The organism is Alphaproteobacteria bacterium (assembly GCA_040216735.1).
Classification (GTDB): domain Bacteria; phylum Pseudomonadota; class Alphaproteobacteria; order SHVP01; family SHVP01; genus CALJDF01.
The window spans coordinates 141,324-153,685 of the sequence record JAVJOO010000002.1 but is presented as its reverse complement, the minus strand read 5'-3'; the positions used below and the strand labels follow the sequence as shown (position 1 = coordinate 153,685).

Sequence of the window (12,362 nt, the reverse complement as noted above, 5' to 3'; positions counted from 1 at the left end):
GGTGCGCCGCTACCGCGTCGTCGTCATCGCGGGCGACGGCATCGGCCCCGAGGTCACCGCCGCCGCGCTGGCCGTCCTCACGGCAGCGCAGGACGGCTTTGCCCTGGACATCGACCCCCACGTTGCTGGCGCCGGCCATTACCGGGAAACGGGCCGAGCGATGGACGACGCGACGCTGGCCGCCTGCCGCGCCGCCGACGGCGTCCTCAAGGGGCCGGTCGGCGACCCGGCGGTGCGCGCCCCCGACGGCACCGAGGCCGGCACTCTGGGCGGCATCCTGCGCCCCGGCCTCGACGCCTATGCCAACGTGCGCCCGGTGCGGCTTTATCCCGGCGTGACCTCGGCGCTGCGCGGCGTCGCGGCGGGCGGCATCGACTACGTCATCGTGCGCGAGAACACCGAGGGCCTCTACGCCAGCCGCGGCAAGGGCACCGTGACCGAAGACGGCGTCACCGACTACATGACGATGAGCCGCACCGGCATTACGCGCGTGGTGCGCAAGGCCTTCGCGGTCGCCGCCGCGCGTCAGGGGTCGCCCGACGGGGTGCGCCGCGTCACTTGCGTCGACAAGGCCAACGTGCTGCGCGGCTTCGCCCTGTTCCGCGAGATCTTCGATACGGTCGCCGCCGACCATCCGGGCATCGTGGCCGACCATCTCTACGCCGATGCCGCCGCCGCCGCGCTGATCGAGCGCCCGGGCACCTTCGATGTGCTGGTGACCGAGAACTTCGTCGGCGACATCCTCTCGGACCTCGGCGCGGCGACGGTGGGCGGCCTGGGCATGGGCCCCTCGGGCAACATCGGCGACGCGTCGGCCTACTTCGAACCGGTCCACGGCTCGGCCAACGGCCTGGCCGGCAGCGACCGGGCCAACCCGATCGCCACCATTCTGTCGGGCGCGCTGCTGCTCGACTGGCTGGGCGAGCCCGCCGCCGCGGCGCGTATTCGCGCCGCGGTCGCGCGCACGCTGGCCACCGGCACCGTCACCCTGCACCCCGACGGCACCGCCGCAGGGGGCACCCGGGCGGCGGCGACGGCCGTCATCGCCGCGCTGTAGGGCCGTCGCCAAAAACGCCGAAACAAAGCCAACACCCGCAGAATTCCTCAGCTTAACGCCTCCTCCCCCTGCGCAAGGGGAAAGGGTCGCGCCCGCGGTAAAAACGCCGAAACAAAGCCAACTGCCGCAGGAATCCTCAGGTTTGGCCATTGGGGGGCCGGTATTGCCATCGCGCCGCCGCTGCCGGTTGCTCATCCGGGGAAGGGATGGGGACGGCGCGGCGCGGGATCAAGCGCGGGACGGGGATTGTGATGACGGGGACGGGAGATGTGATGGGGGGAGGGGGTGCGCGGCCATCGTTCATGCGCCGATTGAGCGTCTCTTGGGGCCCTTCGACTGGGGCCGCTGCGCGGCCCCGCTCAGGATGACGGCCCTTCGGCTTGGGCCGGCGCGGCCCCGCTCAGGATGACAGGGGCGGCTTTAGCCGACGACCAGCCTGGGGGCTTGGGGGGGGTCTAGTTCGGGGAGGGTGAAGTGGAAGGTGGTGTTGCCGGGGCGCGAGGTGAAGCCGATTTGACCCTGGTGTTTCTCGATCAGCAGTTTGCAGATCGACAGGCCCAGGCCTGAGCCTTGGCTGGCGCCGGACGCGTCGGCCTGGGTGAACTTGTCGAAGACCTTGCCGCGGAACTCGGGCGGGATGCCGGGGCCGTGGTCGGTGATCGAGAAGACCACGCTGCTGCTGCTCCCGCCTTGGCCCTGGCGGGCCGCGCCAATGTCGATCATGCCGTGCAGCGGCGAGTGCTTGATCGCGTTCGACAGCAGGTTGGTGAGGACCTGGTGGAGCTGGTCGGCACCGCCGTTGATGCGCGCGGTCGGGATGTCGCCGGCGACCCGGATGGCGATGCCGAACTTGTCGGCATAGGGGCGGTTCTCGGCCACCGCCGCCTCGATCACCTCGGCCACGTTGAGCGGGCGGAAGTCGATCTCGATGCGGCCCGATTCGATGCGCTCGATATCGAGGATGTCGTTGACTAGGCGGACCAACCGGTCGGCGTTGCGGTTGGCGATATCGACCAGGCCCTTGGCGGCGTCGGGCAACTCGCCGATCATGCCGCCCGCCATCAGCGAGAGCGCGCCGCTGATCGAGGTGAGCGGGGTGCGCAGTTCGTGGCTGACGGTGGAGATGAAGTCGTTTTTCATCGTTTCGGCGCCGACCCGGTCGGTGATGTCGAGGACGGTGAGCTGGACCGCGGGCGCGCCCTCCCACTCGACCTCGCTGAGCTGGTTTTCGACCCAGATGCGCGCACCGTCGCGGCGCAGCGCCCGGCGTTTGTAGATGTTGACCATCGCCTCGCCGCGTTCGCGCGCGGCAAGGTTGTCGGCGATCTCCTTGCGCTCGGCGGGCAGGAAGATCGTCAGCAGGGTTTCCAGCGCCAGCACATCGTCGGGGAAGTCGAAGCCGAACATGTCGGCGAAGGCCTGGTTGGCGAATAGCGGTTTGAAGTCGCGGTGGATGCACACGCCCTGGCGCGAGCCTTCGACCAGGTTGCGGAACTTGGCTTCGCTCTCGCGCAGCGCTTCGAGGGTGCGTTTGCGTTCAGTGACGTCGCGCAGCACGATGAGGATCGCGCGCTTACCGCGGTAAGACAGCGCCCTGCCCGCGACCTCGGCCACGAAACCGGTCTCGTCGGTGCGCCGCCAGCGTTCCTCGACGAAGGGCACGCTGCCGCCCCTGTCGCGCAATTGGCTGAGCCGTTGGCGGGCGAGGTCTTGGTACACCGGGTCGAGGAAGCGGCCGATCGGTTTGCCGACCAACTCGCTGCGCCGGGTCGCGCCGAACAGCCGCATCGCGCCGGAATTGGCGAATTCGATGGTGTCGCTGACCACAAGAATCGCGTCGGGCGAGAGTTCGACCAGCGAGCGGTAGCGTGCCTCGCTGTCGGCCAGCGCCTCTTCGGCGAATTTGCGGTCGGAAATGTCGCGGGCGATGGCGATCGCTTCGAATTCCTGGCTCTTGAGGATGCGGACCTCAAAATGTTGCACCCGGCCGTCGTCTTCGTTGCGCAGCCAGTATTCGAAGAACTGCGGCTCGCCGGTGGCGAGTGCGCGGCGCACGTTGGTGAGCGCCGGTTCGGCGACGCGCGCGGGGAATAGGTCCTGCATCCGGCGTCCGACGATGTCGTCCTCGCGGAAGTGCGGTTGGTAGTAGCGGCCCGCCGAATAGCCCAGGATCGTGCCGTCGCCCGATAGGCTGATGACCAGATCGGGGATCGCCTGGAGCATCGCGGTCTTGCTGTTTTCGCTGTCGTGCAGCGCGCGTTCGGCGGCGCGCCGGTCGGAAATGTCGCGCAGCACGATCAAGGCGGTGCCGGGTTCGGCCGGATCGTAGCTTGAGATTTCGATCTCGGCGTCAAGCGCAGTGTGGTCGGCCCGCAGCAGGGTCAATACGTGGCGGGTGTTGGGTCCGCGCACCGGTGCCGCCAGCCATACCGCCAACGCGGCGCGGTCGCGCGGATGGACGAAGGTCTGCAACGGTTGGCCGACGACGGAATCGTCGACCGGTACCCGGAGCAGACGGTTTAGCGCCGCATTGGCGAAGTGGACGCGGCCGTCCTGGATCGCCGCCAAGCCCTCGCCGGTCTTGTCGAGCAAGTGTTTAAGAAAGGCCGCGTTGTCGTTCATGGCTGCGGCACGGTCGGGAGCAAGCGTCGCATGGCCGCCATTGTCCGTACTTTCGGGGTTATCCACAACCCGGGGGTGGTACCGTCAAAATGTGGGGGCCGCGCGATGGCGGGTCAGCGCCGTGCTGGCGAGGCCGAACAGCGCGAAGGCGACCATGCCCGCCCCCATCGGCCCTTGGCTCGCGTGCGGCAACAACCCGGCGACGACGGTACCGATCGCCCCGCCGGTTAGTTGGATGGCGCCGAACCCGGCCGAGGCGGTGCCGGCCAGTTTGGGCGCGAGGCCGACGGCGCGGGCGGCGGCGATCGGCATCATCCCGCCGTTGCCGAGCCCAACCAAGAACAGCGGGACGATCACGCCCGCGATCGAGGTCAGACCGGCGAGGCCCAGCGCGAGGATGACGCTGCCGCCGGTCAGGGAACAGAGCGTGCCCACGCTCAACAACCGCGGGCCCCAGGGCCGCGCGCCGTAGCGCGCCGCCACCGCGGCCCCGATCAACGACCCCGCGACCATCACCAGCATGGAGACGCCGAAGGTATCGGGCCGCATCCCGAGGTGTTCGATCAACACGAACGGCGCGGAGCCGAGGAAGACGAAGAACATCCCGTTCATCGCGCCCACACTCAGGCAGTAGCCGAGATAGGGCGGGTAGGCGCACAACCGGCGCAGATCGCCGGCGATGCGCAGCACGCTCATCGGGCGGCCGACGTAACGGTTGGTCTCGGACAGCCGGAAGATACCGAGCGCCACCGGAATCGCGCCGAGCGCTGCGAGAAGCCAGAACCCTGCGGTCCAACCGAAATGCGCGGCAAGCTGGCCGCCGATCAGCGGCGCCATCGCCGCGCCCAGGCTGATCGACAGCGTGAGCAACCCCATGATGCTGGCCGACCGGTCGCGGCCCCAAGCGTCGCGCACCAACGCGCGGGTGACGACGCTGCCGGCGCAGGCGCCGAAGGCTTGCAGGACGCGGCCCACGAGCAACGCTTCGATCGACACGGCCAGCGCACAAACGACGTTGGCGACCACGAACAGCGCGCTGCCCCATAGCAGCACCGGGCGGCGGCCATAGCGGTCCGACATCGGCCCGAGCACGAGCTGCGCCACGCCGAAGGCGACTAAGAATACGGTCAGGGTGAGTTGGATTTCGGTCGGCGAGGCGTCCAGCACCTGTCGGATTTCCGGCAACGCCGGAACATAGACGTTGATCGCCAGCACCCCGGCGAGGACGAAGCCCATCAGGAGGACAATCGGCGGACGCTCGCCCGCCGGCAGCCCGTCGTCGTCGGACGCGCCGGTCAATCCGTCGATCCCAATGTTGGGGTCAGAGGTTTTCCGACCACTCTTCCGGCGATCCGGCCTTCAGGCCGGGCGGAAGAACGGTCGATTTCGTGCCGTAGGCCTTGCCGACCTGCGACTGGGTCAGGCCGCCGGCTTCCTTGAGGTCGGCATTGTCGAGGTCGGCACCCAATAGGCTGGCGCGGGTGAGGTCGGCCTGTTTGACGTTGGTCTTGGCCAGCCGCGCGCCCGCGAGGTCGGCGCCGACCAGGATCGCGCCTGAGAGATCGGCCAACGACAGGTCGACATGCCGCATGGCTGCATAGGAGAGGTCGGCTCCGGCAAGGCGCGCGCCCGACAGGTTGGCGCGGCGCAATTCGGCCGACATCATTTGCGCGCCCGAGCAGTCACTGTCCGAGAGATTGACTCCGCGCATACTGGCGTTGGCCAAGTTGGCACCGGCCAGATCGGCGCCCGACAGATCCATGCCCTCGAAACGCGCCTTCTCACCTTCTTGGCCGTTAGTGTCGAGCCAAGTTTGGTGGGCGCCCAGGATGCCGACGATATCGACCGAGGGCGCGCTGTCGCGTTTCTTTTTGGGCTTTTTCTTTGGGGTCAGCGCCGCCTTCCAGTCGGGGCGTTCCTTCTTGGGCGGGGCTTGGACAACCTCTTCGGCGAAATCGCGCACTTCTTTCTTGGGCGTCACGGCGACTTCATCTTTGAAATCGCGGATCTCGGCCTTCGGTTTCGCCGCGACGATATCGGCGTCGTCCAGCTTCGCCGGTGCGGGCTTTTTTACAGGGGCAGGCGGATCGCGGGTCTCGATCGGTTCATCCTTCGGGGCCGCCGCTTTGGCCGGGGCGGCTTTGCCCTGGGGCTTGAGGACCACGCCGGTCGGCCCACGCCGTTCCTTCCCGGCGGGGCGTGGCGCGGCTTTCGCCTCCGGCCTAGCCCGCGGGGCCGGTGCAAGTTTCGGCGCTTCGGGTTCGATGCGGGGCAGTTCGCGGCGGTCGGGGCCGGCAAAGCCGCTGTTGAGCACGATTCGCTCGGGCTTCAGGATCGTCGTGACGACCCGCGTCAGCATCGCCTTTTCGGCGATCGGTTTGACGATGATCCCTTCGATCCCCTGTAAGCTCGCTTCATAGATCGATTTCTTGTCCTGGGTCTTCGCCATCAGAATGATCGGCAGGGCCGACAGACGCTGGGCGCGTTTTGCCCGGACGTCGCGAATGAATTCAGCGGCGGTCATTCCCTTGAACTCGAGGTCGACCATGCCGAGCGTCGCGTCGGTGCGCTCGAGCGCGTGCAGCGCGTCGAAGCCGCTCGCGGTGCTGATCACCTCGGCGGTGCCGAGGCGATTGAAGACCCCACGCGCCCAGAAGCGGAATTGATCGTCCTGGTCGAGCAGAAGAATCCGTTGCCGTTTCCAATCGAACTGTTGCGGGAGTGCAGCCATCCCTCTCCTATAGCGGCGGCCGTTGCGGGCCTGCCGTGTTCCCTATGCTACTCCGAATCAGGAGAGCCGGTTGATGCCGTCAAACGCGGCGGTTTTGTAGCATTCCGCCAGCGTTGGGTAGTTGAACACCGTGTCCACGAAGTAGTCGATATCGCCGCCGAGCGAGATCACCGCCTGGCCGATGTGAATCAATTCGCTGGCACCCTCGCCGATGATCGAGACGCCGAGCAATTTGCGGGTATCGGCATGGAAAATCAGTTTGAGCAGCCCGGTGCGGTCGCCAATGATCTGGCCGCGGGCGATTTCATTATACGAGGCTTTGCCGACCTCGTAGGGGACGCCTTCCTCGGTGAGCTGTTCTTCGTTCTTCCCGACCACCGAAATCTCGGGGATCGTGTAAATGCCGAAGGGGAACAGTTCGGGGACGCTGTGGGCCGGCACGTCGAAGGCATGGCACGACGCCAAGCGCCCTTGTTCCATGCTGGTCGAGGCCAAGCTGGGAAAGCCGATAACGTCGCCCACCGCGTAGATGTGCGGCTGCGCGGTTTGGAAGTCGGCGTTGACCGAGATACGGCCGCGCTCGTCGGCATCGAGACCTGCCGCGGGCAAGTTCAGGGCATCGGTCGCACCGGTGCGACCGATCGCATAGAGCGCCTTTTCCGACACGACTTGTTTGCCGCTCGCCAGTTTGATGCGGACGTGCTCGCCTTGGTCGTCTTCGTAGAGCTCGACCCCGGCGACCTCTTCGCCGAGCCGCAGCGTGACGCGGTTTTCGCGCATGTGGTGGGCCAGTGCGTCGGTGACCTCCCAGTCGAGGAAGTCGAGCAGACGTTTACGTTTGTCGATCACGGTGACCCGCACGCCGAGGGCCGCGAAGATCGTCGCGTATTCGCACCCGATCACGCCAGCGCCGATCACGGCGAGGCGCTTGGGCAGGGTTTTCAAGCTGAGCAAGTCGTCGCTGATGAAGATGCGCTCGCCGTCGAAGGGGATGTGCTCGTCGCGGGTACAGATGGTGCCGACCGAAATGACGATCTTGTCCGCCGTAACGTCGCGGTGGCCGCCGTTCGCGACATCCTTGAGGCGCACGGTATGGGGGTCGACGAAGGAACCCGCGGCGAGAAGCACTTCGACGTTGTTGCGCATCAATTGGTGTTGCGTGACGTCGACCTCGTTGCGAATGACGTGGTCGGTACGATGGAGGAGATCGTCCATCGAGATCTTTTGTTTTACCCGGTAGGCCTGTCCGTAGACCCCGCGCTGGTTGTAGCCCGACAGGTGCATGACCGCTTCGCGCAGGGTTTTCGAGGGGATCGTGCCGGTATTGATGCAGGTCCCGCCGACGACGGCTTTGTGTTCGACAATGGCGGTTCGCTTGCCAATTTTGGCGGCTTGGATCGCTGCGCGGTGCCCCGCGGGCCCTGAGCCAATTACAATGAGATCGTAGTCACGACCGGACATGCGCGATCCTCGTTACCAAATTATGTCGGACAGATCGAATAACTACCTGACTTTGCAAGTATTTTGAAGGCGAGGCAATAACGGTAACCCCGTACCCGGGGGCGTGGAGACACCGATTGCGGGCGTTGCGGGCAAAAGGTGCAATCGGTCGTTGGCTGTGAAAATCCTCGGCTCGACCGGTGTTGCCCATTTGCGCCGACGGTCGCGGTCCGTAACGCGCAATACTACCGGCGATGTCGTTCGCGCGTTAGGCGCTCTTGATCCACATCGGGGTTGTCCGGTGAATCTCGGGCGCCCCCTCCAAGAGTGGGCCGGCTTCGGCCATGAAGGCGGCAAAGGCGGCACTGCCGCCGTCGGCCGCCTGGGCCGCGGCGTCGCGGTAGATCTCGAACAAATGGATCACATCCGGATCGTCGTTGTCGTAGCAGTAGACGTAGGTTTCCAGCGACGGGTTTGCCGCTGCGCGATCGCCGAGATGTGACTCCCATAGTGCGCGCACGGCATCGCGCTGCCCGGGCTGCTCTTTACGAATAGGGCGACCTTAACCATCGGGGCTACTGGGCCGCCAATGCGTGGGCTTTGAGCGGCGGTGGCAATGTGGCCTGCAGACTAGCTCGGGCAAACAAGGCATCGACAAGGCCGGCGAGTTTGCGGCGGGCGCGGATCATATCATGGCCTTCCGGCGTTTTGAGATCGAGGTAGACGAGCACCGGTCCGGCGACGAGGTCCGCCAAGGTCGGGGAATCGCCGACAAACCAGGGGCTGCCGGTGTGCAGATCGTCCAACACGCCGAGATGTTTCTCGACGGCCGGTAGCGCCGCATCGACAGCCGCGCGGTCGACCACGCCGTCCTTGGCGAACAGGTATTTCAGCAAATAGGCCGGGACGAAATCCTCGTACATGTAGGCTTTGTAGGCGCTGACGATTTGCTCCATGCGGGCGCGCCCGAAAGCGTCCGCCGGTTCCAAGGCGGGGCCGTCGAAGGCCGCGTCGATGTAGCGCAGAATCGCTGTTGTTTCGAACAGCGCGACATCGCCGTGCGCCATCGCCGGCATTTTGTTGTAGGGGTGGCGCTCGGTGCGGTAGGCCTCGGAGCGGAAGTCGCTCTGCACGAACTCGTGCGGTACGCCCTTTTCTTCGCATACCAAGCGCGCGCTCCACGGATAGGACGCGCCGCCGGCGCCGAAGATTTGAATCTCGGCCATCGGTCTCTCCTTAGAAAAGTTTCTCGAGGCAATTAAGCGAACTCGACCAACCCCAACTGTGACGGTCGCAGTCATCCTGGTCGGCGAAGCCCTCGTGATGGAGGCGGACTTCGGTGCCGCCATCCTTTTCGGCGAATTCGACCGCGACGGTCGTTTCGTTGCCGGGCTTATCGTCGGTGTACCAGGCCCAGGTGTAGGCGACTTTCTTGCCCGGTTCGATTTCGGTGAAGGTGCCGCGCACGTCGTGGGTGGTGCCGTCGGGCGCTTGCATCTGGGTTTCGTAGCGCCCGCCGGGGCGCAGATCGATGTCGGCCTTGGGGCAGCTCATGCCCTCGGGGCCCCACCATTTTTTCACCTGCTCGGATTGGGTGAAGGCGGCGAAGACCGCGCCGGGTTTTGCTTTGACCACGCGGGAGAGGTCGAGACCGAGAACGTGATTGCCTGCCATCGCGGCGCTCCTAACGGGTTTGGTTGAAGCAGTCGAAAGTGCTGGTCCAGCCTCGGTTGTGCCGTTCGGCCATCGCGGCGTCGGGGAATCCGGTGTGGGTCAGGATAACCTCGGTGGAGGCCCCGCGATCTGTGAAGTCGATCGCAACGTAGGTTTCGATACCGGGTTTGTCTGCCGCGTCGAGCCACGCCCAGGTGTAGCCGAGCGCGGCTGGCGGCGTGTAGGTGGTAATGCGCCCGGCGACTGAATGGACGACGCCGTCGGGGTCGGTCTTGTCGAACCGATAGGCCCCGCCGACCCGCAGGTCGATCGCGACGCCGGTCAGCGTGAACCCTTCCGGTCCCCACCATTTACGCAGGATCTCGGGTTGGGTGAAGGCGTCGAACACGAAACTGCGGGGTGCGGCGAAAACGCGGCGCACGGTGGTGCTGCAGGGCGTCGGTTCAACGCGGGCGGTTGCGTTCGTCATCGGGATCGTCCTCCTCCGCGGATCTTTTCAGCGTGTCGATGAAGTCGGCCAGGGAATCGAATTGCGCCTCCCAGAAGCGGCGGTATTGATCCATCCATTCGGCCGCTTGGTGCAGCCGTTCGGGGTCGAGCGTACACCGGCGCCACTGCGCCTCCTTCACCCGCTGGATCAGCTTTGCGTGTTCGAGAACCTTGAGGTGACGCGAAATCGCCGGCGCGGAGATCGCGAAGGGCGCGGCCAATTCGCCCACCGTCGCCGGGCTTTCCGCTAAGCGCGCCAGGATCGCGCGCCGCGTCGGATCGGCGAGGGCGGCAAAGGTGGCGCTGAGCGGGTCGGCGGCGTGCTGCATTTAGCAAACTCATTAATTAACTAATATGTTAAATAGTGCGTAGACAGAGGCCCGTCAAGGGATGGCATGAGTCAAACGTGGGGGCCGCTACTCCGCGGCTTGGGCGGGGACGGGGGTCCGTGGGCTGAAGTGGACGACCTCGTTGCCGACATCGGGGTTGGGCGGGACCAGGCGTGAGAGACCGAGCGAGGCCAGGGCCATCGCCGCACCCGCCAAAAACACAGCGGCGGGCGACACCAGCCATAGCACACCGAAGGCGGCCGGCAGGACCACGGCGGCGATGTGGTTGATGGTGAAACTGACGCCCGCCGTGGGTGCGATGTCCGCGGGGTCGGCGATCTTTTGAAAATAAGTCTTCATCGCGATCGCCATGGCGAAGAACACGTGGTCGACGATATAGAGTGCGATCGCGATCGCCGGGTTTTGCACGAAGGCGTAGGCCACGAACACCGCGATCAGACCGATGTACTCAACCGTCAACGCGCGGCGTTCGCCCCAAATGACGATGAGCCGACCGATGCGCGGCGCAAGCACCATGCTGATCGCGCTGTTGGCAAGGAAGATGAGCGCGATGGTCCCGGCATCGAAACCGAAGCGGTCGACCAGCATGAAGGCCGCGAACACCACGAAGATCTGACGCCGCGCGCCCGACATGAAAACCAGCGCGTAGTAAAGCCAGTAGCGTTTGCGCAGGACCAGCGTCTTGCGCTGCTCGACCTTGGCCGGGAACACCGGGAACAACGTCCAGGCAACGGCCGCGAGTGCCACCGTAATCCCGCCGCCCACGAGATAGACCCATTTGAAGTCGAGCCCGACAATGTCGAGGCCGATGTAGATCAGGCCGTAGGAGACGATGCCCGCGAACGAGCCCACCGAAATGATGCGGCCGAACCAGACGGCGGCATCCTTTTTGTCGAACCATTGCAGGGAGAGCGATTGTGCCGTGGTTTCGTAATAGTGAAAGCCCAGCGACATCACGACGGTGGTGATGTAGAGCCCGATAATCGTCGGAAAGAACCCGGTGACCGCAGTGCCGACGCCGAGGAACAGCAACGACAGGTAGGCGAGTTTTTGCTCGCGCACGAACAGCAGTAGGAACACGACGGCGAAGGACAGAAACCCCGGCACCTCGCGCAGGGACTGGAGAATGCCGATCTCGACCCCGCCGAACTGGGCGCGTTCGACCGCGAAGTTGTTGAGTAACCCCTGCCATGTCGCAAACGAAATCGGCACGCCCGCGCCCATGATGAGCAGGAGAATTTCTGGCCGGCGCAGGGCGACGCGGAGGCGGGCAAACATGGAGGGGTTACGCCGAAAGGGACGGGGCGGTCAGATTAGCGCGGTTGGTTCGCCGCCGTCACGCCATCGTTTGCTCGAAAGGGCGGGGCCGCGCGCCGCTCTACCACATCGAAATCTTGGCGCGGGCCGGCCAGGCCTTGTCGTAGTCCGCGCCGCCGATGCGACCGTCCGAGGTTTGGGCCAGCATGGTCCCGGCGCTGGGCAGCGATTTGGGGTCGACGTGTTTTTCGGGGTTCCACAAATCGGCCCGCAGGACGGCGCGGGCGCATTGGAAATAGACCGCATCGGCGGTGATCACGACGACGCTACGCGGCGGTTTGCCCTCGATCGCAAACGAGGCGAGCAGGTCGGGGTCGACCGAGATCGCGGCGCGTCCCTGGATTCGCAGGGTGTTGCCGGAGCCGGGGATCAGAAACAACAACGCGACATGGGGGTCGTGGACGATGTTGCGCAAGGAATCGATGCGGTTATTACCGTGACGGTCGGGCAGCATCGCTGTCTTCTCGTCAACCACCCGCACCACGCTGCCGGCATCGCCGCGTGGCGAACAGTCCAGTCCGTCGGGCCCACGGGTAGCCAGGGCGACGAACGGCGAGGCCGCGATCATCGCTTGATAGGCGGGGACGATGCGGTCGCATTCCTTGACCAGCGCCGCCTCGCTGGGCTCGCCGTAGAGCGCGTGGAGGTCGTCAAGGCTTGCGATGGTCGACATGGCGGCGCT

Annotated in this window: 12 protein-coding genes; 1 reads left to right on the top strand and 11 read right to left on the bottom strand. The window is 65.7% G+C overall.

Translation table 11 applies throughout. The features are described 5' to 3' along the window. The first annotated feature begins 1 nt into the window (after nucleotide 1). On the top strand, nucleotides 2-1,057 hold the full coding sequence (locus RID42_01880; protein MEQ8246409.1) for an isocitrate/isopropylmalate family dehydrogenase: 1,056 nt from the start codon (nucleotides 2-4) through the stop codon (nucleotides 1,055-1,057). A gap of 420 nt (nucleotides 1,058-1,477) precedes the next feature. Here the strand turns inward: RID42_01880 and RID42_01875 are convergent, their stop codons facing one another. The 11 genes from RID42_01875 to RID42_01825 all read right to left on the bottom strand — a co-directional run bounded on the left by RID42_01875 (nucleotide 1,478) and on the right by RID42_01825 (nucleotide 12,353). Next, nucleotides 1,478-3,679, bottom strand: coding sequence for a PAS domain S-box protein (locus tag RID42_01875; protein MEQ8246408.1), 2,202 nt, complete (start codon nucleotides 3,677-3,679; stop codon nucleotides 1,478-1,480). A gap of 84 nt (nucleotides 3,680-3,763) precedes the next feature. Continuing rightward, nucleotides 3,764-4,978: a multidrug effflux MFS transporter gene (locus RID42_01870; protein MEQ8246407.1), complete on the bottom strand. Its 1,215-nt coding sequence runs from the start codon at nucleotides 4,976-4,978 to the stop codon at nucleotides 3,764-3,766. A gap of 22 nt (nucleotides 4,979-5,000) precedes the next feature. After that, on the bottom strand, nucleotides 5,001-6,410 hold the full coding sequence (locus RID42_01865; protein MEQ8246406.1) for a pentapeptide repeat-containing protein: 1,410 nt from the start codon (nucleotides 6,408-6,410) through the stop codon (nucleotides 5,001-5,003). Nucleotides 6,411-6,467: 57 nt separating this feature from the next. Beyond that, nucleotides 6,468-7,871: a Si-specific NAD(P)(+) transhydrogenase gene (gene sthA, locus RID42_01860; protein ID MEQ8246405.1), complete on the bottom strand. Its 1,404-nt coding sequence runs from the start codon at nucleotides 7,869-7,871 to the stop codon at nucleotides 6,468-6,470. A gap of 247 nt (nucleotides 7,872-8,118) precedes the next feature. After that, the gene (locus tag RID42_01855; GenBank protein ID MEQ8246404.1) at nucleotides 8,119-8,403 is read right to left on the bottom strand and encodes an antibiotic biosynthesis monooxygenase; all 285 of its coding nucleotides are present in this window, start codon (nucleotides 8,401-8,403) and stop codon (nucleotides 8,119-8,121) included. 22 nt (nucleotides 8,404-8,425) lie between these two features. Then, on the bottom strand, nucleotides 8,426-9,076 hold the full coding sequence (locus RID42_01850) for a glutathione S-transferase family protein (GenBank protein ID MEQ8246403.1): 651 nt from the start codon (nucleotides 9,074-9,076) through the stop codon (nucleotides 8,426-8,428). Nucleotides 9,077-9,086: 10 nt separating this feature from the next. Then, entirely contained in the window at nucleotides 9,087-9,524 is a 438-nt protein-coding gene (locus tag RID42_01845; protein ID MEQ8246402.1) for an SRPBCC domain-containing protein, read from the bottom strand. A 10-nt stretch (nucleotides 9,525-9,534) separates the two neighbouring features. Next, nucleotides 9,535-9,993: an SRPBCC domain-containing protein gene (locus RID42_01840; protein ID MEQ8246401.1), complete on the bottom strand. Its 459-nt coding sequence runs from the start codon at nucleotides 9,991-9,993 to the stop codon at nucleotides 9,535-9,537. Beyond that, nucleotides 9,968-10,342: a metalloregulator ArsR/SmtB family transcription factor gene (locus tag RID42_01835; protein ID MEQ8246400.1), complete on the bottom strand. Its 375-nt coding sequence runs from the start codon at nucleotides 10,340-10,342 to the stop codon at nucleotides 9,968-9,970. Before RID42_01835 ends, RID42_01840 begins: the two co-directional genes overlap by 26 nt. Nucleotides 10,343-10,429: 87 nt before the next feature. Further along, the gene (locus tag RID42_01830) at nucleotides 10,430-11,641 is read right to left on the bottom strand and encodes an MFS transporter (GenBank protein MEQ8246399.1); all 1,212 of its coding nucleotides are present in this window, start codon (nucleotides 11,639-11,641) and stop codon (nucleotides 10,430-10,432) included. 100 nt (nucleotides 11,642-11,741) lie between these two features. Then, a complete protein-coding gene (locus tag RID42_01825; protein ID MEQ8246398.1) occupies nucleotides 11,742-12,353 on the bottom strand; it encodes a pyridoxamine 5'-phosphate oxidase family protein in 612 nt (203 codons plus the stop codon). Between the last annotated feature and the right edge of the window lie 9 nt (nucleotides 12,354-12,362).

Excerpts from the sequence above, each read along its gene's own strand:
- RID42_01875 (MEQ8246408.1), bottom strand. The coding sequence starts at position 3,679 with ATGAACGACAACGCGGCCTTTCTTAAACACTTGCTCGACAAGACCGGC.
- RID42_01865 (MEQ8246406.1), bottom strand. The coding sequence starts at position 6,410 with ATGGCTGCACTCCCGCAACAGTTCGATTGGAAACGGCAACGGATTCTT.
- sthA (MEQ8246405.1), bottom strand. The coding sequence starts at position 7,871 with ATGTCCGGTCGTGACTACGATCTCATTGTAATTGGCTCAGGGCCCGCG.
- RID42_01850 (MEQ8246403.1), bottom strand. The coding sequence starts at position 9,076 with ATGGCCGAGATTCAAATCTTCGGCGCCGGCGGCGCGTCCTATCCGTGG.
- RID42_01845 (MEQ8246402.1), bottom strand. The coding sequence starts at position 9,524 with ATGGCAGGCAATCACGTTCTCGGTCTCGACCTCTCCCGCGTGGTCAAA.
- RID42_01840 (MEQ8246401.1), bottom strand. The coding sequence starts at position 9,993 with ATGACGAACGCAACCGCCCGCGTTGAACCGACGCCCTGCAGCACCACC.
- RID42_01835 (MEQ8246400.1), bottom strand. The coding sequence starts at position 10,342 with ATGCAGCACGCCGCCGACCCGCTCAGCGCCACCTTTGCCGCCCTCGCC.
- RID42_01830 (MEQ8246399.1), bottom strand. The coding sequence starts at position 11,641 with ATGTTTGCCCGCCTCCGCGTCGCCCTGCGCCGGCCAGAAATTCTCCTG.
- RID42_01825 (MEQ8246398.1), bottom strand. The coding sequence starts at position 12,353 with ATGTCGACCATCGCAAGCCTTGACGACCTCCACGCGCTCTACGGCGAG.